General features: G+C 61.5%; 18 protein-coding genes. 3 read left to right on the forward strand and 15 right to left on the reverse strand.

Annotated features, from left to right (window positions below; translation table 11 throughout):
- Positions 1 to 65: 65 nt before the first annotated feature.
- Positions 66 to 326 (reverse strand): GlsB/YeaQ/YmgE family stress response membrane protein, encoded by a 261-nt coding sequence (locus tag AC1Q61_RS29740; protein WP_003942027.1) that lies wholly within the window; start codon positions 324 to 326, stop codon positions 66 to 68.
- Positions 327 to 514: 188 nt separating this feature from the next.
- Between AC1Q61_RS29740 and dctA the strand changes: the two genes are divergently transcribed.
- On the forward strand, positions 515 to 1,912 hold the full coding sequence (dctA, locus tag AC1Q61_RS29745; RefSeq protein ID WP_037129867.1) for a C4-dicarboxylate transporter DctA: 1,398 nt from the start codon (positions 515 to 517) through the stop codon (positions 1,910 to 1,912).
- Positions 1,913 to 2,444: 532 nt separating this feature from the next.
- Positions 2,445 to 3,317, forward strand: coding sequence for a glycosyltransferase family 2 protein (locus AC1Q61_RS29750; RefSeq protein WP_037129871.1), 873 nt, complete (start codon positions 2,445 to 2,447; stop codon positions 3,315 to 3,317).
- 45 nt (positions 3,318 to 3,362) lie between these two features.
- Here AC1Q61_RS29750 and AC1Q61_RS29755 read toward each other — a convergent pair whose 3' ends face one another.
- The 3 genes from AC1Q61_RS29755 to AC1Q61_RS29765 form a co-directional block, all read right to left on the reverse strand.
- On the reverse strand, positions 3,363 to 4,727 hold the full coding sequence (locus tag AC1Q61_RS29755) for an outer membrane protein assembly factor BamB family protein (RefSeq protein WP_042922394.1): 1,365 nt from the start codon (positions 4,725 to 4,727) through the stop codon (positions 3,363 to 3,365).
- Complete coding sequence (locus AC1Q61_RS29760) at positions 4,724 to 6,169, reverse strand: hypothetical protein (protein ID WP_054827684.1); 1,446 nt, start codon at positions 6,167 to 6,169, stop codon at positions 4,724 to 4,726. Before AC1Q61_RS29760 ends, AC1Q61_RS29755 begins: the two co-directional genes overlap by 4 nt.
- Positions 6,170 to 6,352: 183 nt before the next feature.
- Positions 6,353 to 8,599, reverse strand: a complete 2,247-nt coding sequence (locus AC1Q61_RS29765; RefSeq protein WP_492651366.1) for an MMPL family transporter — start codon at positions 8,597 to 8,599, stop codon at positions 6,353 to 6,355.
- A 224-nt stretch (positions 8,600 to 8,823) separates the two neighbouring features.
- Here AC1Q61_RS29765 and AC1Q61_RS29770 point away from each other — a divergent pair, with 224 nt between their 5' ends.
- Positions 8,824 to 10,272 (forward strand): zinc-binding metallopeptidase family protein, encoded by a 1,449-nt coding sequence (locus AC1Q61_RS29770; protein WP_064074169.1) that lies wholly within the window; start codon positions 8,824 to 8,826, stop codon positions 10,270 to 10,272.
- Between the two features lie 55 nt (positions 10,273 to 10,327).
- Here AC1Q61_RS29770 and AC1Q61_RS29775 read toward each other — a convergent pair whose 3' ends face one another.
- From AC1Q61_RS29775 to AC1Q61_RS29825, 11 genes are all read right to left on the reverse strand, one after another.
- Complete coding sequence (locus tag AC1Q61_RS29775) at positions 10,328 to 11,440, reverse strand: NDMA-dependent alcohol dehydrogenase (RefSeq protein WP_003942086.1); 1,113 nt, start codon at positions 11,438 to 11,440, stop codon at positions 10,328 to 10,330.
- A gap of 45 nt (positions 11,441 to 11,485) precedes the next feature.
- The gene (locus tag AC1Q61_RS29780) at positions 11,486 to 12,985 is read right to left on the reverse strand and encodes an aldehyde dehydrogenase family protein (RefSeq protein ID WP_019744236.1); all 1,500 of its coding nucleotides are present in this window, start codon (positions 12,983 to 12,985) and stop codon (positions 11,486 to 11,488) included.
- Between the two features lie 108 nt (positions 12,986 to 13,093).
- Positions 13,094 to 14,761 (reverse strand): sigma-54-dependent Fis family transcriptional regulator, encoded by a 1,668-nt coding sequence (locus AC1Q61_RS29785; RefSeq protein ID WP_003942072.1) that lies wholly within the window; start codon positions 14,759 to 14,761, stop codon positions 13,094 to 13,096.
- Between the two features lie 4 nt (positions 14,762 to 14,765).
- Positions 14,766 to 16,403, reverse strand: coding sequence for an AMP-binding protein (locus AC1Q61_RS29790; protein WP_042922388.1), 1,638 nt, complete (start codon positions 16,401 to 16,403; stop codon positions 14,766 to 14,768).
- A 207-nt stretch (positions 16,404 to 16,610) separates the two neighbouring features.
- Positions 16,611 to 17,888, reverse strand: coding sequence for an MFS transporter (locus tag AC1Q61_RS29795; RefSeq protein WP_085998903.1), 1,278 nt, complete (start codon positions 17,886 to 17,888; stop codon positions 16,611 to 16,613).
- 331 nt (positions 17,889 to 18,219) lie between these two features.
- Positions 18,220 to 18,759 (reverse strand): hypothetical protein, encoded by a 540-nt coding sequence (locus tag AC1Q61_RS29800; RefSeq protein WP_003942083.1) that lies wholly within the window; start codon positions 18,757 to 18,759, stop codon positions 18,220 to 18,222.
- 142 nt (positions 18,760 to 18,901) lie between these two features.
- Complete coding sequence (locus AC1Q61_RS29805; RefSeq protein WP_042922506.1) at positions 18,902 to 20,200, reverse strand: HAD family hydrolase; 1,299 nt, start codon at positions 20,198 to 20,200, stop codon at positions 18,902 to 18,904.
- Positions 20,201 to 20,280: 80 nt separating this feature from the next.
- Positions 20,281 to 21,054 (reverse strand): ethanolamine ammonia-lyase subunit EutC, encoded by a 774-nt coding sequence (eutC, locus tag AC1Q61_RS29810; RefSeq protein WP_215515755.1) that lies wholly within the window; start codon positions 21,052 to 21,054, stop codon positions 20,281 to 20,283.
- Entirely contained in the window at positions 21,051 to 22,475 is a 1,425-nt protein-coding gene (locus tag AC1Q61_RS29815; protein WP_019744243.1) for an ethanolamine ammonia-lyase subunit EutB, read from the reverse strand. The genes eutC and AC1Q61_RS29815 overlap by 4 nt, the downstream gene beginning before the upstream one ends.
- Positions 22,472 to 23,944 carry an ethanolamine permease gene (eat, locus tag AC1Q61_RS29820; RefSeq protein WP_003941913.1) on the reverse strand — a complete coding sequence of 491 codons (1,473 nt, stop codon included), beginning with the start codon at positions 23,942 to 23,944 and terminating at the stop codon, positions 22,472 to 22,474. Before eat ends, AC1Q61_RS29815 begins: the two co-directional genes overlap by 4 nt.
- A 165-nt stretch (positions 23,945 to 24,109) precedes the next feature.
- Positions 24,110 to 24,670, reverse strand: coding sequence for a DUF779 domain-containing protein (locus tag AC1Q61_RS29825; protein WP_042922384.1), 561 nt, complete (start codon positions 24,668 to 24,670; stop codon positions 24,110 to 24,112).
- Between the last annotated feature and the right edge of the window lie 59 nt (positions 24,671 to 24,729).

Raw genomic sequence — 24,729 nt, forward strand, 5'->3', positions numbered from 1 at the left:
CCCCCCCCCCCCCCCCCCCCCCCCCCCCCCCCCCCCCCCCCCACTTCTCGAATTGGGTCGGCTTGCTATTTCTTGCCCGTGACGGCGCTGTAGCCGATCGAGAGCACGGCCGCCGCGGCGATGCTGATGATCCAGCGGATCCAGTCGATTCCACCCGTGTCGCCCTTGTCCGAGATCGCTCCCCAGACCCAGTACCCGATAAGCGCTCCGGCGATACCCAGCACGACGGTCACGATCATGCCGTACTGCTGCTTACCTGGCAGTACGAGACGAGCCAGGATTCCGATGACTGCGCCGAAAATGATGGTTCCGATAATTTGCCCCATGACAGCCCCTCTCACACGTCGTGCATGCACGCGGACGGAAGATCACCGCTCAGGGAAACAATAACCACAGTCACACACAACTGTCGCTTGTTGACCGAATTGTTGTCCGAGATGCAACCTCGACGCGTTACATCCACGACATTCGCGAGTTATTTTTTCGCAATCAAGCGGACCTACCGTTCCCATCCATGCCAACTTCCGTAAAACTGCCGAACAGCGAGCTCGCGCGACTCGCCAACAAGCCGCCCTGGTACCGATCACTGTTCGTGCAATTGATCGCCGCTATCGTCATCGGTGTTCTCATCGGCTGGTTGTGGCCGGAATTCGGCGCGAACCTCAAGCCCCTCGCCGACGGGTTCATCAAGCTGATCAAAATGCTGATCGCGCCGATCATCTTCTGCACCGTTGTGATCGGGATCGCCCACGTCGGGGATCTGAAGGCCGTGGGGCGTATCGGCGTCAAAGCACTCATCTACTTCGAGGTCGTGACCACCTTCGCCCTGTTGTTCGGGCTGCTCATCGGAAATCTGATGAAGCCGGGTGCGGGATTCGACATCGATCCGGAGACGCTTGCGAACGGTGCGGACGCCGTGGCAGCCAAGACCGGAAGTGGCGAACTTCCCCACACCGTCGAATTCCTGCTCAATATCATTCCGGTGTCGATAGTTTCGGCCTTCGCCGAGAACGCACTCCTCCAAGTCCTCTTCTTCGCCGTACTGTTCGGGCTCGCATTGGCCAAGGCGGGTGAGAGTGGACCACCGATCGTGTTCGAACTCGTCGATCGTCTGAGCCATCTGTTCTTCACGATCATCGGCTGGATCATGAGACTGGCGCCGTTGGGCGCTTTGGGCGCGATGGCGTACATCGTCGGTCAGTACGGGATCGCTTCGCTCGGAAGTTACGGAAAGCTGATCGCCGCATGCTATCTCGCCGCCGTCCTGTTCATCCTCATCCTGGCCGCGATAGTCAGGTACTTCGCGGGCGTGAACCTGTGGAAATTCGTCAAGTACATCAAGGACGAACTCTTCCTCGCTTTGGGAACAGCGTCGACCGAAGTAGTTCTGCCCCGAATCATGGTCAAGCTCACCAACGCCGGATGCTCGCGCACTACAACAGGATTGGTGGTGCCTACCGGCTACTCGTTCAATCTCGACGGCGCGACGCTGTACCTGTCGATCTGCATGCTGTTTCTGGCGCAGGCACTCGGCGTGGACCTGACACTCGGTGAACAGATCACTGCCGTCCTGGTTCTGATGCTCACCTCGAAGGGAATGGCCGGCGTGCCGGGATCGTCATTCCTGGCGCTGTCGGCCACCGTGGCCGCAATCGGTCACGGCGCAATTCCAGTTGCCGCAGTCGCTCTCCTACTGGGCGCCGATCGAATCATGGATTCGATGCGGGTGTCGGTGAACCTGCTCGGGAACTGTGTCGCAACCTTCGTGGTCGCCAATTGGGAGGGGCAGCTCGACAAGGAGCGCATGCGCCGAGTGCTCGACGGAGAAGACGTTCCACCGCTCGAGGAAGTCGATCCGATCACGGGGAAAACCGTTCCGGCACCCGAAACCGAAGGCATCCTGACCCGATAGGTAGGTGCCGGCTGCTGTTTGCACATCGGAAATCGGTGCTGAAAAGTCGCGGGGGCAGACTTCACTGGAAAATCCAGACCGACAGCTACAAAAGCAAATATTTGCAGATGGCGGCAACCTTGCCGTCAAGGGTCCGTTGAATCTACAAATATGGCACTTGCGCTGCACCGACTCCACTTCACTGAAAAGCAACTTGCGACATCTAGATATTGCCCGACGGTTGCCGCAGTGGCGATTCACAATTCAGCGAACGGGCAGCATTATATTTGCCGGAATTAGAAGGACTAAAGTCCGGTGTTCGACCGACGAATAGACTCGAGTGGGTAAAAATCAATCAGTTCCGAAAGCCTTATTCTGCATGCATTTATGCCGTGCCAGCTGCACTTATGCTGATAGTTTCCCGCAATAAGCTGTTGCGGGATTGATCATATGGCCCTCGGTTCAAATTGTCCGAATGGTCACCTATTGCTATCGTAACCTTTGCGAAGGACTGGACCCAATTGCCCAGCAAAGGAATACAGTGACCGCATCCATGCAGGATATTGAACACTTGTCCACTAATCGACTTTCGGTGGTTGTTCCGGTATTCAACGAAGAGAACGCGGTTTCCGGCTGCATCGAGCGTCTACTGACCGAGTCGGAAATCGATGAGATTCTGATTGTCGACAACAACTCGACGGACGGTACTGCATCGATCATCCAGGAGTTCGCCGAGAAGTACGACAAAGTCAGATATGTCTTCGAGGCCCGCCAAGGCGTCGTACACGCCCGGAACGCGGGCTTCGACGCCTCGACCGGCAACATCATCGGTCGTATCGACGCGGACACACGGGTACAACCGGGATGGGCAGATGCGGTCAAGGGTTTCTTCCAACGCAGCACCGCTCATTCAGCAGTTGCCGGACTCACCTACCTCTTCGAATCGCCGTTTGCTCGAATCCACCGCTACGCACTGGACAGGCAGGTGAAGCAGGGGAAGTTCGATTGCGAACGTCAAGTACTCGCTGTCGCCGGAGCGAACATGGCGATCAGAAAAAGCGCATGGTTGTCGGTCCGCGAGCAAGTCAGTGACCGGCCGGACATCCACGAAGATATCGACCTTTCACTGTGCCTTCGGGAGGAAGGGATGACGATCGGTCAGATCGCCGACATGCGAGCAGAAACGTCCGGTCGACGCGGTGAAACCCCTCCGTTGGAGTACCTGAAGTACAACCAAGCATCCGAATCGGTTCTGCACCTTCACAACATCATGAATTGGCGCCTCAAACTGACCATCTGGGGCGACTCGATGCTCCATGCGCTCGTGTGGCCCGTCTACCGCATCTACAACTTCGAGCAGGAGCGCCTGGAGTTCAGGCGCTTGTTCGGCATGTCGAAAGGTCGAATCATGCCAGTTCACCAGTAACCCATCGAATTTCGCTAATCGCCGAAGGTTCGCAGCCACCGAATTTCACGACAGTTTCAACGCCGTGATGCGGTCTTCACTGGAACGCAACAGCACCTTCTCCCCCGCCCACAGCTCGCGCGGCATCACCCAAGGCGTGAACTCGTCGTCCCCGTCCTGGACGACTTGGACCTCCCAACTCCGTTGGCCGGTCCTGACATCTGTTCCGTAGACGTTGCCCTCGTCGATAACGACATCCCCGTGCCAGGCGATCTCTCCGGCGCGCTCGGCGTTCGAGCGCCACAGGACCTCCCCGGTGAGCAGGTCCACGAACTGGACCTCGGGCTCGGAACCGGAGCGGGTCACGGCGATCACGTTGCCGATCACCGCCAACGACTGTGCGGTGTCGAAGACTTCACTGTTGGACCACAATTTCTCGCCCGAAGTCCGGTCGAAACCGCTGTGTCCCAGAATGATCGGAGTCGATCCTCCCGCCGGATCATCTCGGCTGTATCGTCCGCCGTAGTACGAGGACTCCGAAGGCAGTTCGTCCGTCCTGGCGAACTCGCGCCCGTACTGATCGAGCGCGTACTCACTTGTCGGACGGCCATTGCCTTCGCAACCGCCATCCGACACCAATGTCACCCCGTCGGACGATGTGTGCGCGGTCGAACAGGTGGAGTAACCGTGTACCCACCGCTGTTCGCCGGTCTTCACGTCGAATCCCAAGGACTCGTCGAGAGCGATCACGCCCAGGTCGCCGTGAACCGACATCACCGGATCGACGTATCCGGCTTCCCACGATCCACCGACGTCGAACGCTTTGGACCAGTTCGCTTCCGGATCGTCGACGGTTCCGCTGTGCACGCGAACGTCGTTGCTCTCGATATCACCTTCGAGCGCGAGTACGGTGTCGCCCGAGACAACCGCGACGATCGGCGACCACGGTGTCTTGATGTCTCGCCGCTCTCCCGTCTCGATGTCGAACAGCGAGTACGAACCACCGGATACGTACGGCCCGGAGAAACACAGCACCGAACTGCCGAGCAGAGTCTCGGAGCAACCACCGATGTCGACCGCCGACGTGCGCCAACGAACTGTGCCATCTTCGGCGTCCAATCCGACCAATTCTGCGTCGTCCAACGAATACGCCTGACGATCCGGCATACCGATCATCGTGACCACGAGTGATCCGGCGTCGATGAATCCGCCCATGTCCATGTTGAATTCGGTTCCAACAAGTGGGCTCCGGAAGATCGCGAACTCGCGCCCGAGAATCTCGGAGGCCTCGACGCTCCATAGCGGCGACGAGATCGCTGTCGGTTCGGAACTCGTCGACGTGACCACCGTGGCGATGGCGGCAGTGACGGTGACTACGGCTGCGGCGGCCGCGATCCGAAGTCGCGATTTCGGGGAGAATCTGGTGGTCATCGAATCTCCAAGCCTTCGGTCGTCGCGAGAAACTCCAACTGCGCGAACGTCATCGGATCGTTCGGGATCGCAGCCGACGACGAAACCGAGACTTGGGTCCCATTCGGGCGGGTGACGACCACCGACCTGCTCGTTTCCTGCGTCGATTCTGCTTTCGAGCCGTCATTTGTCATGGGCACGGTCGCGTAGTTCCGTTCGTCTCGCTCGATCACGGATCCATCCGGTCGCGTCACGACCTCCAAGGGGTGCCCGTCGTAGGAAGGGTCGTATTTGTTGGGCTCCGTAGGGAGTGGTTGTCCGCCGGTAATTGTCATGTTGAGCGTCGACTCGCTGTCTCCCGTCCGGGTGAGAAGTCTCTGACATGCAGTGGACTTGTCATTCTCCGCCACCGTCAGAGTGCCCGGTCCGGTATCAAGAATCGGAAAACCCGGAGGTACAGCGCGCCATCTGACTTCGAGTACCGCGTTGAGACGTTCGATCGTCGCGCGATCGAGTTCGGCCACGTCGCCAGAGTCTCGGGGGATCCCGTGGCACCCGGGCGAAAGCGGTGCCGTACCCGGCGGAGCAGGCGTCGTGATTCGCAGTTGCGGCAGGCTGACCAAGGACACCAGTTCGTCGATGGTCAGTGGAAGCGCGCCGCTTGCCTGAACCTCGGCGCCGACTCGATCGGCAGTGTCATCGAGATAGGCGTGAACTCGTGTGCCATCGATGCCGTAAAGGAACGCCGAACGAGAGAGAGTGCGTTGTCCGTTGATTTCACTCCACGAGTCCTGCACGTCCACAACTGAACCATCCGCGAGTGAGCGACGTTCGACGAGAGAACCGGCAATGCACGGAGGAACCGGCGCCTTACTGCTGTTGACCGAGACCGACAGTCCACCACTGGCCTCGCCTCGAAGTATTGTCGCCGACGCATCAGTGGACGCCAGATCCTCGATCGTCCATCCCTCGGGTAACTCGTCCGAGGTCGACGGTGCCGAGATCGGACCGAACTGGAGTGATCGGCTCGGACTGGCGAACTTGATCTCGACGCCGTCCGGAATCGCATCGGCGACCGCATCCGACATCGATACAGCTTTGGCGCCGGAAAACCACGGAAAACGTGGGTCGTCGTACGCGTCGTCGCCACCTGTCGATGTGAAGATCGAGATTCCGTGTTCGTCGTCCGGCGCTTCGACGCTTTCACAACCCGGAATCGTGGTCGGGTACACCGCGCTCGGCGTGACGTACGAGAATTCAGGCAGGTCCTCCGGCGCCATCTCTTCCGGTGTGGACGTCATGCTGATCGACGAAGTCGCAGCTACCGAGATGTCATCGGACGGCGAACTGCTCCACCGATCCACCAGCCCGGCAACCACTGTCCCGCCGGCGATCAGGGAGACGACCGTCAGCGCGAAGGTCCACTTCTCGGCCCGCTTCAAATCGGTTTGCTCCTTCGACACGTACCCTCGCAGTCACCGTCACGGCTCGCCCCCGATGCGCGTCGCCTCTGGAATTCCTGTCGCGATCACAGCAATTTCTGTTACCAACCGGATGGTTTCCTATCGCGCGGGCTCCGTATGAACACAGAAGAACGGGGTGCCAGTTGCTGTGCAACCGGCACCCCGTTCTGACTGCCTGAGTGCTTACACCCTCACAGGCACCTGATTCGGGTCTGGATCGGAATCCGGATCCTGCTCGATCGGAATCCGTCGAATCGCTTCACCCTCGATGTCGACGTTCGGCAGGATCTTGTCGAGCCACGCCGGCAACTTCCATGCCGAATCACCGAGAATCGACATGACCGCAGGGATCACGATCATGCGGATGATGAAGGCGTCGAAGAAGACTGCAGCCGCGAGGCCGAAGCCCATCATCTTGCTTGTCGTCTCCGAGGACAGCATGAATGCGCCGAACACGGAGATCATGATGATGGCCGCCGACGCGACCACGCGAGCACCATGGGTGTAGCCGGAGATGATGGCGTCCTTGGCCGACAATCCGTGCACGTATTCCTCGCGCATTCGCGTCACGAGGAACACTTGATAGTCCATCGCCAACCCGAAGACCACACCGATCATGAAGATCGGCAGGAACGAGATGATGGGTTGTGTGTGCTCGATCAGCCCGAAGTCGCCCTCCTGGAAGATGGCCACCGTGGCGCCGAAGGTCGCACAGACGGAAAACAGGAATCCGAGAGTTGCGGTCAGCGGCACCAGGATCGAGCGGAAGACGACCATCATGATGATGAACGCCAGCCCCACAACCACGATGAGATACGGGATGAGCGCGGAACTGAGCTTCGACGACATGTCGGCAACGATCGCGGTTTGCCCCGCTACACCGAGTTCTGCGCCTTCCGATTTCACCGTCGATCCGTAATCCCGGATCTGATTCATCAGCTCGTGGGTTTCGGGGCCGCTCGGTGACATCTGCGGGGTGACCGCGATCAGCGCAGAGTTGGCGCCCGCCATCGGGTTTGCTGCGTCCGGTCCGTTTCCGACCCACATCAACTGATCCGGAGTTGCGACGTTGTCGAGGCCCTTGATGTGCGCGACAGTGCCTTCGGCAATCGCGGTGATGTCGGTGCCGTCAGGCGCGTCGAGCACGACGAACAATTCGCCATTGACGCCTTCACCGAACCCACGTTGCAGCAGGGCAAGTGCCGGCCGCTCTTCGTCCTGAGTGAACGAGAGTCCGAGTTCGAGCTTCGTCATCGGAATAGCCGCGATCACCAGAAGCACCAGCGCAGCACCCGCGATCGGCCACGGGTACTTGGTGACTATCTTGGCCCAGCGATGTCCGTTGGATTCCATCGTCTCGGGCTCGTCACCGTGGCGCAGCCCGGGGATACGAGGCGAGAACGCGAATCGGCCGAAGATACCCAGAACCGCTGGGATCAATGTGATTGCGCCGAGCACAGCGATGATGACGGCAACCGCTGCCGAGATTCCCATCTGCGTGATCATCGGAACCCCGACCACCGCCAGGGCCGCCAGCGCAACCACCACTGTCAGGCCTGCGAATACGACAGACGAACCGGCAGTACCTACTGCGCGTCCGGCGGCGGCTTCCCTGGTTCCGCCCAGGTTGAGCTCACTGCGGTAGCGCGACACGATGAACAACGCGTAGTCGATCGAGACTGCGATGCCGATCATCGTGACGATTCCCGTGACGCCTTCGTTGATGTCGAAGAAGCCCGAGCCGAGGGTGACAGTCAGAGTGGCCAGCGCAATTCCCAGAATTGCAGTGAACAACGGGATGAACGCCGCGATGAGTGCACCGAACGCCACGATCATCACGATGAACGCCACCGCGAAGCCGAGCATCTCCGACAGACCGCCCGCGGCCTGCACCTGCATCATCGAGCCGGTTCCTTCGACTTGCAAGCCGCCGGTGCGGAACTTTGCCATCAAGTCCAGGAACGCGGTCTTGTTGGCCTGCGTCTGATCCTCGATGCGAATCGACTGATTGAGCTGGATCAGCCCGACCTTGCCGTTGTCGCCGAGAACGGCCGACGCCACCGCTGGCTTTGCCTCCGCGAGAGTGACCGGATTGACGATCTTCTCGGGATCGACGATGTCCGGCAACGTCTTCGCCTGCGCGATCAACTGATCGATCTGATCGCTGTGCGCGGCAAGCCCGTCGTCTGCCGCGATGAGAATGCTGGTCGACGCCTGAGTTTGCTGCTCCGCTGCCGCTGCAAAGTTCTCGTTCATCAACTCGGTCGCACGCTGTGAATCAGTGCCCGGAAGATTGAATTCTTTGGAGAACGTCGGATTTGTGGCGCTGATAGCGCCCCCCACCACCGCGATCACGATAATCCACGCGGCCACCACAAGATACTTGTGGCGGAAAGCGAACTTCCCCAACCTGTAAAGATACGTAGCCAACGTAGGCCTCTCTCGCCGTGGACTGGTCTGTCCGAAGAACACGGAGTCTTTCGGTGCCAAGGTCATACGGTACGGACCGACCGGCTCGTTGGCACCTGGTATATCTGCGAAAACGGCATATCCGGCGCGCTCTCCGAGTCCTTTTCAGACCGCTCGGTACCGTGGACACGACACGGGCAGGCGCCTCACCAGAGCAGACGTCGCGTAGCACGAAAGGCAATCCCATGAATCACGGCCAGGCCGTCGATCGCGATCTCCTCCTTGCAGGCCAACAGCGACTCGACGCGCGGGGGCCACGATTGACGGGATCACCTTCGCACCACGCGGTGGTGGAGGAAGTCGCGAACGAACTGACCGAACTGGGCCTCGAAGTCCGGCGTGATTCACACACTTTCGAACGCTGGGATCTACCGGCAACGTCTGACGGACTTCGCATCGAATTGCCCACGGGGCCGATCAAGGTTTCGTCCGCATTCCCCTACTCGGGATTGACCGGCCCTCAGGGAATCTCCGCTCCCCTGGTCCACGTCAGCGCGCGACGCCCCAAGTGGTCCTTGGCCAAGGGCGCGATCGCAGTGATCGAGGTCCCGCACATCGATCTTCCCCGCAAACTACTGGTCAGCGAGTGGGGTCCGATCGCCACCGACGAGACTCTTCGAAATCCGGTTCTCTCCGCGACTCTTCTTGGCCCGAAACTCGACAAGGCCCGCAAAGCCGGAGTGCTCGGCGTGATCGCGGTGTGGCGTGACATCGCTCCGGACAACGCGCTGGGACAATATCTTCCGTTCACGCAGCCGTACCACGACATCCCCGCCGTCTGGGTGGCCGGCGACGAGGGCAGGAAGGTTGTCGCTGCAGCTCGTTCGGGCCAGCGGGCCACTCTGGTTCTGGATGCAACTCTGCATCCGGACACCCGGACCGACACGGTGTGGGCGGTATCCCCGGGGACATCACCGGAAGAGACGATTCTGCTCATCACTCACAGCGACGGAACCAACGGCGTCGAGGAGAACGGGCATCTGGGAATGTTGGCCTTGGCGCGGCACGCCGTCGCGCAGCCGCATCGACGGTCGTACGTTTTTGTGCTGACGACCGGCCACCTTCGCATTCCAGCGGTGTCCAAGCACGGACAGGCAACGTCCACCTGGCTCGAAGCACACCCCGAGATGTGGAAGGGCGAAGACGGTCAGGCGCGCGCAGTAGCGGGGATCGCAATCGAACACCTCGGCGCACTGGGCGATACCGAGAACACCTCGATCGGCAGCTATTCGTTGGAGACCACTCCGGAACCGGAACTGCTCTACGCGACGAGTCGGGAAGTACACGACATCGTTGCACCGCTGTGGCGCGACATCGGGGCAGGCGATCGCCGAATCGTGGCGCCAGGACCGGTCATTCATTTCGGTGAGGGTGAACCGTTGTTCGAGCGGAAGATACCGGCGGTCGCCTTGGTGACGGCGCCGCAGTACCTGCTCGCTCTGCGTGACGCCGACACAGTCACGCACGTCGATCTCGACGCGATGGTCAAACAGGTCGAAAGTTTCCGCGATCTGCTCGACGCCTTCGACGCAACCGACACCGCGGCTTTCGGTCCGGTGGTCTCGCGCTCGGTGTTCGCGAAGTTCTCGGCGCTACTTCAGTTGATGCAGATTTTGTCGAAAGCCAAGAAATAGTGCTGTGCGCCTTTATTAACCGCGGGCGGTTAATAAAGGCGCACAGCACTTGGGGTTACTTGTCGTGAATGATCACGCCACGGATGTTCTTGCCGTCACGTAGATCCTGGTAGCCCTTGTTGACGTCTTCGAGGCTGTAGGTGTTGGTGATCAGTTCGTCGAGCTTGAGCTGACCGGCATCGTAGAGACGCAGCAGTCGCACGATGTCGTACTGCGGATTCATGGACCCGAACAGCGTGCCCTTGATCGTCTTCTGATTCAGCGTCAGGTCAGTACCCGACACGTGAACGGTCAGCTTGGCGGGGTCGGCGAGTCCCGTGATCACCACGGTGCCACCCTTGCCGATCACTGCCGTCGCTGCACTGACCACGTCCTCGTCGACGGTGCCGACAAGGATGAGCGCCGCGTCGGCACCCTGTCCCCACGTCAGCTCGTTGACCTTGGCAGCGGCGCTCTCGGCGTCTGCAAAGGCATGCGTAGCACCGAACTTCAGTGCGGTCTCACGCTTGAGAGCAACCGGATCGACCACAACGACGTACTTGCAGCCGGCCGAAACCGCACCCTGAACGGCATTGATGCCGAGGCCACCAATGCCGTAGATCACCGCGGTGTCACCGGCGCGGAGGTTGCCTGCGTTGACGGCCGTTCCCCAACCCGACGGCACGCCGCAGCCGACGACCACTGCCGTCTCCAAGGGAAGCCAATCGTCGATCTTGACTACCGAGTGTTGAGAAATGGTGGCGCGCTCGGAGAACGTTCCCAACATGCACATTCCGCCGAAATCCATTCCGTTGCCGTGGAAACGGAAGGAACCGTCGGGCATCGAGCCTTCGAGGATGGTGGCACCCATGTCGCAGAGGTTCTGGCGACCGGTCGAGCAGTAGCGACAGGTGCCGCAGTTGGGGATGAAGCTACACACGACATGGTCGCCCGGCTTGACCTTCGTGACGCCTGGGCCGACCTCTTCGATGATGCCCGAGCCTTCGTGTCCGCCGACGATCGGGTAACGCGGCGGGAGATCACCGTCGGTCAGGTGCAGATCCGAATGGCACAGTCCGGCAGCGGTGTACTTGATCAGTACCTCACCCACACCCGGGCCGTCGAGGTCGAGTTCCATGATCTCGAAAGGCTTTCCGGGCTCGAGCAGTACAGCAGCTTTGGTCTTCACTGGTGATCTCCTTGATTGTCGGACGAGAATGAGCGATGGGGTCGGTCAGAGAGCGATGTTGACGGCCTTCGTCTGGGTGTAGAGATCGATAGCCGAAGCGCCGAGCTCGCGGCCCCAGCCGGACTGCTTGTATCCACCGAAGGGCATTGCAGTGTCGAAGCCGTTGTACTGGTTGATCCACACCGAGCCGGCCTTCAAGCGCTTCGCCGTGCGGTGAGCCTTGGAAATGTCCCGGGTCCAGATGCCGGCGGCCAAGCCGTAGATGGAATCGTTTGCGGCAGTGATCGGTCCGTCGTCCGCGTTGAACGGCAGCGCCGCCACGACGGGTCCGAAGATCTCCTCCTGAACGATGGAGAATTCGGGCTTGACGTCAACGAAGACGGTCGGCTCGACGAAGTAGCCCTGATCGCCCCAGCGGTTGCCGCCCGTCAGTGCACGTGCTCCGTCGGCGATTCCCTCACGCAGGTAGCCGGTCACCTTGTCGAACTGCTCCTGCGAGACCAGCGGTCCGAGCTGGGTGGTGGGATCGAGGCCGGGTCCGATCTTGACCTGGCTCGCTGCGTGCGCGACGGCCTCGGTGAACTTCTCGAAGATGGTGTCCTCGACGTACAGACGAGTACCCGCAACGCAGCACTGTCCGTGGTTGAACAGCCACGCGTTGAGCGAACCCTCCACCGCGGAATCGAAATCGGCGTCGGCGAACACGATATTGGGGCTCTTGCCACCGAGCTCGAGCGTAACCTTCTTCAGATTGCCCTTGGCGGCGTCGACGATCTTCTTACCCACCTCGGTGGAACCGGTGAACGCAACCTTGTCCACGTCGTCGTGGCCGGACAGAGCAGCACCTGCATCGCCGAAGCCGGGAACGATGTTGACGACGCCGGGCGGGAAGCCTGCTTCTTCGAAGACCTCCGCGAGAAGCAGTGCGGTGAGCGGGGTCTGCTCAGCGGGCTTGAGGATCACCGTGTTGCCGGCGGCGAGCGCGGGGGCGAGCTTCCACGACGACATCAGCAGCGGGAAGTTCCACGGCACGATCAGTCCACAGACGCCGATTGCCTCACGCAGGGTGTAGGCGTGGAACTCGCCGCCCGGAGAGAAGGGCATCGACACGTTGACAGTGCTGCCTTCGATCTTGGTGGCCCAACCCGCGTAGTAGCGGAAAACGTCTGCGGCCCAAGCCACGTCGACGGCGGTGGCGATGGCAACGGACTTGCCGTTGTCGAGAGCTTCGAGCTGACCGAATTCCTCGGCACGAGCACTGAGAATGTCGCCGACGCGCCAGATCATCCGCTCGCGCTCGTTTGCCTTCATACGTGACCAGGGGCCGTCCTCGAAAGCCGTTCGAGCGGCACGTACCGCGCGGTCGATGTCTTCGGCCTGACCGTGTGCCACGTCTGCGAGCTTCTGTCCGTCAGCCGGGTTGTACGTCGCGAAGGTCTGACCCGAAGCGGCGTCGACGAATTCGCCGCCGATGTAGAGCTTCTTCGGTCCGTTCAGGAAACCCTGTACCGCGGAACTGATGGTGTGTTCGGCTACTGCCGTCATCGGAAACTCCCCTGAAGTAGTGAGGTGCGAATGTGATGCACGCCATACTTCCGCGCTTCCGGGGGTGCTAACTGTCCGAACTTTGTACAACTGAAGTCGGACAGCAAACTACACAGTGATGTCGAGCGCCCGCATCCGTGTGTAGAGAGTGCTTCGGCTGATTCCGAGTTGCGCCGACGCGTGAACCTTGTTGCCGCCGCAGTCTTTCAACGCTCCGATGATCGCCTGGCGCTCGGCTTTCTCCCGCCCTGCCAACCGCGACACCTTGGTCGTGGTGCGATAGTCCTCGGGCAGATCAGCGACGTCGATGCGATTGCTCGAGCGTTCATCCGAGGCGCGATTCAACACGACGCGCAATTCGGCCAGGTTGCCCGGCCAGTTGGCCGCCGCGAGTGCTTCGGCAGCGCTGGCGGTCAATCTCAGTTCTGGTGAGATCCCCTCCAACATGACTTGTGCCAACTCGGCGATCTCAGCCTGTCGCTCGCGCAGTGGGGTGATGACAACCCGGGAGGCGCATCGTGAGAGCAGCGCGGCGATGGTCGGCGGAAGATCAACTGCCGCTCCGCTGGTCAGTACGATTTTCGGCCCCTCGGCGCTGGCGTCGATCAGGTCTGCGACCAGCGGCAACACCGAGTCAGGAAGGAGTTGTACCTGTTCGATCACGACCACGCCCGAACGCTTACGGGCTGCTCGCACGAGATCGGTGACCCACTGCTCACGGCCGTCGAACGCGATTCGCGTGGCATCGAGCCAACTCGCATCGACACTGCCGACTACGTCCGATGCTGCCGAGGTTCGGCCGGATCCCGCTTCACCCGAGATCGCCACGGCGGCAGAGGTTGCCCGCGCCCGCATCAGGTCGCGCCGCAGTCGTTCGCCCGGAGACGGTGCCCGCTCGTGCGTTCTGCGGATCGGTGCCCGTTCCCGTTGGAGTGGTTCGACCAGGAAGAGCGCACCACCGTCAGCCCCGGAAATCCGGTCGGCTTGAACTCGCGCCAGCGCGCCGGACGCCAATTCGACTGTCACCAATCGTGATTGGTCTGGATTCAGGTCGGCAATCAAGGAACGGAGCGATACATGGTCTGCGGTGTCGAGCAGATCCAAAGCGGTTCGGTTGCTCAGCAGGATGTCGTCGCCGATGGCCGCGACGGCAATGTGGCGCTGATGTGAAACTCGCTGGAATGCGTCGACCAGCCGCTGCTCCGATGCTTTCGAGCCTTCGAGCAGCCGTTTCTCGATGTCCGCTGCAGCACGCGCAAGGAAGGGCGCGAACAGTGGGTTGGCCTGCGAGACAACGCCGGTCATGTCGAGAATGCCTTCGACACGACGTGTGACGGGATGCAGGATCGGCTGTCCGTAGCAGCTCAAACCCTTGAGGCTGTCGAGGAAATGCTCGTCACCGTGGATCACCACGCTTCGTCCGACCTCGAGGGGCGTACCAAGCGCGTTGGTGCCGGCGTGCTCTTCACCGAAGCGTGAACCGTTGACGACACCCAACCGCTCGATCGTTCGCTCGACGCGACTGTCGGAGTACACCGAAGCGACCACGCGGCATTCGCGATCAGCAAGCAGCACGCAGAAACCGGTGCCCGCGATCTGTTGCGAAACTTCGTCGAGCACGGGTGCGGCGGCCCGGAGCAGACGAGACTCACCGTCCTGCTCCTCGGTGTCCACGGCGATGGCCGACGACGGGTCGAGGCCACTGAGTCGAGAACGCTTCCAGGAGAGCGCGATCTCGGGGCGTACCGGCTCACGCTCCCCTGGGTTCGCGGACATACTCTCAGGCCTGACCGATCAATTCGATCGCCTGTTCTCGCATCGCGATCTTGCGGACCTTGCCCGTGACTGTCATCGGGAACTCGTCGACGACATGGACGTACCGCGGAATCTTGTAGTGCGCGAGCTTGCCGGTGCAGAACGCGCGGACCGAATCGGCGTCGAGATCGTCTGCACCTTCGCGCATCTGGACCCACACCATCAATTCCTCGCCGTACTTTGCGTCGGGTACACCGATGACCTGCGCATCGAGAATGTCGGGGTGGGTGTAGAGAAACTCCTCGATCTCACGCGGATAGACGTTCTCGCCACCGCGGATGACCATGTCCTTGATGCGTCCCGTGATGGCGACGTATCCGGCCTCGTCCATGACTCCGATGTCTCCGGTGTGCATCCACCGGGCAGCGTCGATCGCCTCGGCGGTCTTCTCCGGGTTCTCCCAGTATCCGAGCATGACCGAGTAACCACGCGTGCACAGTTCACCCGGCTCGCCACGGGGCACCGTCAATCCGGTTGCCGGATCGACGATCTTGATCTCGAGATGCGGCCCTACCCGTCCGACCGTTTCGGTGCGCTGCTCGATCGAATCGTCCGAGCGGGTCTGCAACGACACCGGCGAGGTCTCCGTCATGCCGTAGCAGATGGACACCTCCGACATGCCCATGCGATCGATGACCTGCTTCATCACCTCGACCGGGCAGGGCGAGCCCGCCATGATGCCGGTGCGAAGGGACGACAGATCGAAGCTGTCGAAGTCCGGCAACGCCAACTCCGCGATGAACATCGTCGGAACGCCGTAGAGGGACGTGCACTTTTCGGCCTGAACGGCTTCGAGCGAAGCACGCGGATCGAAAGCCGGACCCGGAATGACCATGGCAGCACCATGACTGGTGCACGCAAGGTTGCCCATCACCATGCCGAAGCAGTGGTAGAACGGCACCGGGATGCACACCCGATCGACCTCGCTGTAGTGGCACAACTCGCCGACGAAATAGCCGTTGTTGAGGATGTTGTGGTGACTGAGCGTCGCGCCCTTCGGGAAACCGGTAGTACCCGAGGTGTATTGGATGTTGATCGCGTCGTCAGCCGACAACGCGGCCTGGGCTGCGGCGAGCGGAGCCGGATCGCTTGCCTGCGCCGCCAAGCCGTCTGCAAGCACCGCGTCCCACTCGGGTGAACCGAGCAGGAGCACCGACGTCAGATCCGGGCACTGCGGCCGCACCGTCTCGATCATCGACGCGTAGTCCGAGGTCTTGAAGCTGGCCGCAGACACCAGCGTCGAGATCCCGGCCTGCTCGAGCACGAACTGCAACTCGTGCGAGCGGTACGCCGGATTGATGTTGACCAGGATCGCGCCGACCTTTGCCGTCGCGTATTGCGTGAACGTCCATTCCGGACAGTTGGGAGCCCAGATTCCTACCCGATCGCCCTTCCCCACACCACGGGAAAGTAGTCCGGCAGCGAGCCCGTTCACCTGCTCGGCGAACTCCCGGTACGTCCATCGTCGACCGCTGGCGTGGTCGATCAACGCATCGCGGTCGCCGTGTGCGGCAACCGTGCGATCGAGGTTGTCTCCGATGGTGTCGCCCAGCATCGGACCGTCCCATACTCCGGACGTATAGCTGGGCAGCGGCGTACTCATGTGTTCTGTCCTCTCCGGTTACCTGTTCAGGCACCTATGAGAGGGGCCGCCGCAGCGGACCCTCTCATCTACGAATTTACTCGATTCGGTGTGATGCACGACATACTTCCCGGTGCGGGGTGGCCGTAACTGTTCAGAGTCCGGACACCCCACCCGCCTGCTGTGGGCCTTTATTAACCGCCGGCGGTTAATAAAGGCGCACAGTGGTTACAGCGCGTGGTCCTTGGTCTCGACGAGTGCCCAGGTGCAGATCAGGCTCAACACACCCAGGATCGCCAGCATGACTCCGATGGCCATACTCCCGTAGGCCGAGGCCAGCGGTGCGGCGATCAGCGGCGGCACTGCCCCACCGAGCACCCCGGCGAGGTTGTAGCCGAGGCCGGCACCGGTGTAGCGGTAGCGGGTCTGGAACATTTCCGGAAGCAGCGCACCGCAGGGGCCGTAGGCGATTCCGAAGATCATGAGCGTGCCGAACATTCCGATGATGAACGCGATCGGCGATCCCGTGTCGAGGAGCGGGAACAACACCAGCGCCCAGACGACGGCCAGACCACACGAGATCATGATGACCTTGCGGCGCCCGATGCGGTCCGAGTACAGAGCGGAAACGACGATCGCCGCACCGAAGACAACCGCGGAAGCGATACCGACAGACAGGACGAACGGACGGGAGAAGCCGAGGGTCTTTGTTCCGTAGCTCGTCAGGAAAGCCGTGCCCATGTAGAAGAACGCGAACAGGCAAGCCAGGGCGCCTGCCGAGAGCAGGATCTCCTTGGTCTGGAACCGCCAAGCATCCAGGAACGGAAGGGTGCGCGGTGCTTCGTTCTTCTGCTCCGCGACGCGCTCTGCCTGCTCCGCCTTGAAGACGGGAGTCTCCTCGATAGCGAGTCGCATGTAGAGGCCGATGCCGACCAACACGATGGAGAACAGGAACGGGATACGCCAGCCGTAATCGAGGAAAGCCTGGTTGGTGTCGCCGAGAACTGCGCCGGTGATGAGGAAGGTACTGCTCGAGAGAACGAAGGCGATTGCAGGGCCGAGCTGCGGGAACATCGCATACAGACCACGTTTGCCCGGTGGAGCGTATTCCGCGGTGAGCAAGGTTGCGCCTGCCCACTCACCACCGACCGCGAAACCTTGGCCGAATCGCAAGAGCACCAAGATGATCGGGGCCGCGACACCGATGGTTGCAGCACCCGGCAGCAAGCCGATCAGGAGCGTCGAGATACCCATGAGCAGGAGCGTCGAGATCAGCGTCTTCTTGCGACCGATGCGATCACCGAAGTGTCCGAACAACATTGCGCCGACGGGCCGGGCGATGAATGCGACTGCGAAAGTCGCAAACGATGCGACAGTTCCCGCAGTGGCACCGAGCGCGGGGAAGAACACCGTCGGAAAGACAAGTGCCGCAGCGGTTCCGTAGATGAAGAAGTCGTAGAACTCGATAGTCGTGCCGATACAACTCGCGATTGCGACGCGCCGCACACTGGTGGTGTTCTGCGGGGGCTGCGTCGCACCTGCGGCACTCGCACCCCCGGCGCCGGCGGCACTGGTGCCGCCTGTGGGAGAGACTGTGGTCACTCGATTCCTCCGTGGTCCCGTGGTGTCGCCCTGTGGGCATCACCGTCGATAGGAGGAAAGGTAGTGATGTGGCTCACCCCCGCACTACCCCCGAAAGGGGGTAGGAGTGATCTCAGTCACCACTTGTATGCAATGGTAACGAGTTTCACGACCCTCGACATGCCGCAGGCCGTCCGATTCGTTCACACGAATCGGACGGCCCTCGAGAAACTGCGTCACGGTGCAACGCTACGGATCAAGCCTTACCGGCAGCCCCGAAAAGCTCCTGACGGATCTCGCCCCACACCGTGGCGTAGGAGTCGATGATCGGTTCCGAAATCCACTTAGACTCCCCCGCTTGCACTTTCGCGAGAGCATCCGAGAAGAGATCCTGATAGCGAGACAACCGCGGAACGAATGCCGACAGATCATCGAACAGGTTTGCAGCCCGGCGATCCAGCTCTGCAAGGGAATCCGCATCTGCGTCGTCGATGAGCGCGGCGAACTCCTCGTCCAAGGGAAGGAACGCCTCGTACACCTCACCGATGGAGTCCTCGTCGATCGAGACGCGCTCGGCGTCCAACTGATCTTCGAGTTCTGCCAAACCTTTCTCGGTCAGGCTGATGGCGTTTTCCGCTTCGACCGCTTTGCCCTGCGCGACAAGTGCGTCGTACGCAGCTTGACCGGAAGCCGCGCTGACGCCCAGGTGCTCGGCCAGGACGACCGCTCCGACCCGCTCCTTGAGACGTACTGCTTGGAGCAGTGCCAACTCGTCCACATTGCCAGCGAAGGCCATCGATTTCTCCTACTCACGTGCCGCCTCTGCGGCTCCAGCATCACAGCGGACACCCGTGGGTTTCCGCAGCCCGACAAAGGGCTCGACAGAATCAGATCACACCCCGATCGATCGTTGTGAAGTCACCGCGACAAGTCGACCGTCACGCGACGGAATCGGCCTGATCGGGGATCACGCTGCCGTCTGCGCGAGTCACGGCACCTTTTGCCCCGGCCGCGTCGGTGTAAGCATCGGTCGAGCAGTGATAGAGAGCGTCCGCCCGGGACTTCGGCTCGATGAACATGGGGTTGACCAGCCATTTCCCGTCACTGTTGTCGTAGGCATTGCACATCAGTTCGGGATTGTTGCGGTTGATCACCAGGCGCGCGCCGGTCGCATCTCCGAGGAACGTCACGTCGGTGACAGAATCACCGGCAGCAAATACCTGACGTCGATCGGCGGCCAACTGCTCGAACGCCGTAGGCCCTTGAACCCCGTAGACAACCTCGTTGACCTGGCACCGCTTGCCGTCGATGTACGGAATGACCGAGTCGTCGCCGTCCGCAACGCCACCACACCCACGCAGGCGCCCGGTGAGAACCCCGCCCTCGACGATGGGCCGAACTCCCATCACGTGATCGGCGTCCAATCCCAGCTGTTCCGCCCAGACTCGAACGACCGGTTCGGCCGAGGCGGAGATGATCCGCACGTCGAATCCATGAGCGCCGAGGGATTTCACCAAATCTTCGATTTGCGCGTAGTACCGCACCGAGCCGTCGACTTCCGTCGTACCGACGGTCTGATCGGATCCTTCTGCAGCAGCGAGATTCTCGGCACGCGCTGCGCGGGCGTACTCGGTGATCTCGTCCTCGGTGTGCCCTGCCATCAACTGCACGGCCCACGCGTATGCGGCTTTTGTCCGGCGGTGATCGTAACCGTCGAATGCGGCCTGGCCGTCGCGAGTCTTCTCTTCGAGTACCGCAATGATCTCGTCGGCGCAGTCCAAGTCGGTGCTGGTTGCCAACGGTTGCCCCGGCGCGGTCTCGGAGCCGCACGCGGCGGAAAGTGCGGCAGCGCCGGCTGGCGTCATGAAGCGGCTGGTAGTTGCCCAGTCCCCTCCGGCAGGCTGTAACACCTTGTTGTTCTTGATCATCCAGAATGCGGTGGCGCTTCCGATGTCGTTCTTGACAACTGTGTTGTCCCAGTCGAAGAGCGCCAACGGAGCTCCGTCATCGACATCACCTGCAGCTCCACACGTTCCGAACTCCGTCATCATGGCATCCAACGTCACACGGTTGTCGCCGTACCACGCAAGACTGGGATCCAACGCCGCGCAGGATGAACCACTTTGCGCCACATCTTCTTTCGGGGCGCTCTCGGCCGAACTACATGCAGTTGCACTCAACAGGACACTACCTACCGCCAACGCACACAGGGCGCGGGCATGCAGCGAACGGAACATCGATTCCCTCGTTTTCGTCGTGATTCGGGTACGACGGCATACCCGGGTCGATCGACCCGGGTATGCCGTGCAGTTGTCAATTAATCGAGCGTCAGCACTTCTCCCGACGCAACGGCGTCGGCGCGAGAGGTGTCCTTGAGGTCGACGCCGGAGCGGCCCAACTGGCGCGCTCCCGTCACCAATCCCAGGACGATACGAGCAGCCTGCTCGTATCCGAGGCCCTCGGGTGGGTGGACATTGGAAATGCAGTTTCGATCCGCGTCGGTACGACCGACGCGGGGAAGGTGAGTCAGATAGATCCCGACACTGTCCGCAACGGAGAGCCCTGGACGTTCGCCGATCAGGACGATCGCCGTCTGCACTCCCATCGCGGCAGCGATGTGATCACCCAGTGCCACACGGGCATTCGTGGCGATCACGGGCGGCGCGATCGAGTACCGCTCCCCCAACACCGTGACCAACGCAGACAGTAATTGCTCGCCGTGGTCCATCAGTGCTCGCGGCGAGAGTCCGTCGGCGAGGATGAACCCGATTTCCTTGTCGGAACTCGCGATCGCACCCAGGTCAGCCGGTTGGCGCCCCAGGTCGGGTCTCCGGAGATACTCACTGCGGGTGGAGACGCTGCTCGCGACCACCACCGGCGCCCCGATGCCCACCCCTTCGACCCGACTGGCAAGCGTCTCGGAGTCGAGTGGCTCGTGGACCGCGTCGCGGGCTGCGGCGTGAGCTGCCTTGAATTCGAGAACCCGCTTGGTGGGCAACGAATCTCCGGCACGCCCCAGCCCGATACGCGATTGCGTGGTCTTGCGCAGTGGACCCCAGAAATCGAGGATCGGTGCCTGATCTTCGGTCATGAGTTCACCGTCAAAGCCCGCAACGGCGACATTTCGGCATCGATCGGAAGAACCCGACCGTTTGCGTCGGTCATCCCCAAGTTGTGGAGCCAGGTCTCGAACTCCGGGGCGGGCTGCAAACCGAGAACCTTACGCACATACAGCGCGTCGTGGAACGCCAGACTTTGATAGCCGAGCATCACGTCGTCGGCGCCGGGCACCGCGATCACGAACGCCGCGCCGGCGACGCCCAGCAAGGTGAGCAGGTTGTCCATGTCGTCTTGATCGGCTTCGGCGTGGTTGGTGTAGCAGACGTCCACTCCCATCGGCAGCCCGAGGAGTTTTCCGCAGAAGTGATCCTCCAAGCCCGCGCGAATGATCTGCTTGCCGTCGTAGAGATACTCGGGACCGATGAAGCCGACCACGGTGTTGACCAGCAGCGGTTCGAGATCACGTGCCACTGCGTATGCCCTGGTCTCGAGTGTCTGCTGATCGACCGGGGCTCCGCCGGTGCCGTAGTGGGCACCTGAGCTGAGGGCGGACCCCTGCCCCGTCTCCAAGTACATGACGTTGTTGCCGACCGTTCCGCGGTTCAAGGAGCGCCCGGCCTCGTTGCCCTCACGCAGGAGCGGAATGTTCACTCCGAAACCGGAATTGGCGCCTTCGGTACCGGCAATCGATTGGAAGACAAGATCGACCGGCACCCCCGATTCGATCAGTCCGATCGTGGTGGTCACGTGCGAGAGCACGCACGACTGAGTCGGGATCTCGAATCGCTGACGGATGTCGTCGAGCAGGTGGAGCAGATCCGAGGTGGCCTGGGGTGAATCCGTCGCGGGGTTGATACCGATGACGGCGTCGCCACATCCCATCAGGAGACCGTCCAATGTGGCCGCCGCGATGCCGCGTGGATCGTCTGTCGGGTGGTTTGGCTGGAGTCGGGTGCTCAGCCGGCCGGGCAGTCCGATGGTCGTACGGAATCCCGCGGTCACGGTGATGGCCTTCGCGACGGCGATCAGGTCCTGATTGCGCATGATCTTGCTGACCGCCGCAACCATCTCGGGGGTGAGCCCGGGACTTACGGCGGACAACCGTGCGGAAGCTTCCGGCGCCGACGCGGTCTCGAGCAACCAGTCTCGTAGTCCGCCGACAGTCAGATGCGCCACCGGCGCAAAGGCCAGGCGATCGTGGCTGTCGATGATGAGCCTGGTTACCTCGTCGTCCTCGTACGGAACCAACAGATCTTCGAGGAACACCGTCAACGGAAGATCAGCCAGAACCCATTGAGCAGCAGCACGTTCGGCGTCGGAGCTTGCCGCGCAACCGGCTAGTTCGTCACCCGACCGCAGCGGCGTCGCCTTCGCCATCAGATCGACGAGGCCGTCGAACGAATAGTTGGTTCCGGATACCTGCTGGTGATACTTGGCCATCCCGCGACTCATCCCAATTCTTCTTCCGCCTGTGCAAGTACAGCAAACTCCTCGTCCGGCGAGTTGGCAACAAGGTGGTGACGACTGTAGAGACCGAAGTACGCCATCAGAACTCCGAAGGCAACCAACGTCAGCAATGCCGCAACGGGATCGACCAGGAAGGTGGCCACCACCGACACTGCCGCGATCACGAGCGCAAACGAGGTGGTGGCGATACCGCCGGGCGTGCGGTACGGGCGCGGCATGTTCGGCTCACGCTTACGAAGAACGATGTGACTCACCATCATCAGGACGTAGCTCACTGCCGCGCCGAACACCGCCATGTTGAGCAACATTGCACCTTCACCGGTGAGTGAGAGCGCGAAGCCGATGATTCCGGGTACGACGAGAGCGAGAGTGGGGGCCTTGCGCTTGTTGGTCACCGACAGGTTCTTCGGCAGGTAGCCGGCGCGGGAGAGCGCAAACGTCTGGCGTGAGTAGGCGTACATGATCGAGAAGAAGCTCGCGACCAGACCGGCAAGTCCGATGTAGTTGACGGCCTTTGCCGCTCCGCTGTCCCCCAGAGCCTCGACGAGCGGATTTCCGGAGGTGGACAGGGCGTCTGCGCCGAGCGCACCGGTGGCGAGGAAGAGAACCGTTGCGCCTGTGACGATCAGGATCAACATGCTGATGATGATGCCGCGGGGGACGTTCTTCTCCGGCTCACGTGCTTCCTCGGCGGCCAGCGGTACACCTTCGACCGCAAGGAAGAACCAGATCGCGAAGGGCACGGCGGCCCAGATTCCGAGCAGACCGAATGGCAGGAACGACGACGATCCGACTGCGCTGGTGTCGACGGCGATATCGGTGAGGTTGGACGAATCGAAAAGGCCGACAGCCGAAACCGCGAACACGACCAGGCCGACGAGTGCAATGGCGGTGATGATGAACATCGCCTTGAGTGCCTCACCGGCGCCGGTGAGGTGAATGCCGATGAAGATCGCGTACACCGCGAGGTACACCCACCAGCCGTCGGTGATCCCGAACAGGTTCAGGGACTCGACGTACGCACCGATGAAGGTCGCGATCGCTGCGGGTGCTATCGAGTACTCGATGAGAATTGCTGTGCCGGTGGCAAATCCGCCCCAGGGCCCCATGGCCCGTCTGGCAAACGTGTATCCACCACCAGCGGCAGGAAGTGCCGACGACATCTCGGCCATACCGAGCACCATCGCCAGGTACATACCCGCGATGACAACCGCCGCGATGAGAAGGCCACCGAAACCACCTTCGGCCAGACCGTTGTTCCAGCCGGCGTAGTCACCGGAAATCACATAGCTGACACCCAACCCCGCAAGCAGCACCCACCCTGCTGTTCCCTTTCGGAGTGTTCGTTTCTCCAGATACGAATTGTCTTCCGCATGGAAGTCTGCGCCGTCGTGGTGTGCACCCGCGGCACCGGCGTTTTTGCCGGTTGCGTGGTCGGAAAGAGACATGTCCATCCTCTGAATCGGTCAAGAATGAGACGACGCACGGTGGATGCGTCGCGTGAAATGAACGGTATGTGGGCGATGTACGGAGAAGGTCGCCTGGAGATGACCGTGCTGTTAACTGGCTGTCATGTGAGCGGCCCCGAGTCTGTTCAGATCTTCTTCAGGCTGCCGTTCTCAGGATCGGGCGGTCGCGCCCGGCACCGGGCAGGCGTCGACGGCCTCGGCGACCACCTGGGGAACCGTCGGGGGCAAAGGACGCACGCCCGCTTCCCAATCAGCGCCCACGAGAATGCTCGACGCGCCGAGTGCTTCGTTTTCGTCCGGTGTGAATGCCCTTGCTCGACTGAGGAATCTGAATCCTTCAGGAGACTCCAGGCTGAATCCACTGCCGCGGCCGGGCACGACGTCCAGTACCAACTGGGTGTGCTTCCAGGCTTCGAACTGTGATCCGGAAATCCAGACCTGTACAGCGTCGGTTCCGGTGGGAAGGTCTTCGGGAGTCTCTCCGACAGCAAGTCGGAGATCGATGATTCCGAGTAGTACGTCACGGTCCCCGACGATGAATTCGCCTGAGGGATAACACATCGGGGCCGAGCCGTCGCAGCATCCGCCGGATTGATGCATCATCAGTTCGCCGTGAGTCCCGCTGAGGCGGCGCAGGAGGTCAGCCGCCCCAGCGGTGGTCACCAACCGGGGTGGAACGGCGCCGGTATCGGGTGTGTCCGTGGCGCTCATTCCAACCTCCGTGTGTTTGTGCAGGTTTCGCGTGTTGCAGTCTTGCTCACCGGCACCCG

Source organism: Rhodococcus sp. MPR-R1B (assembly GCF_058793255.1).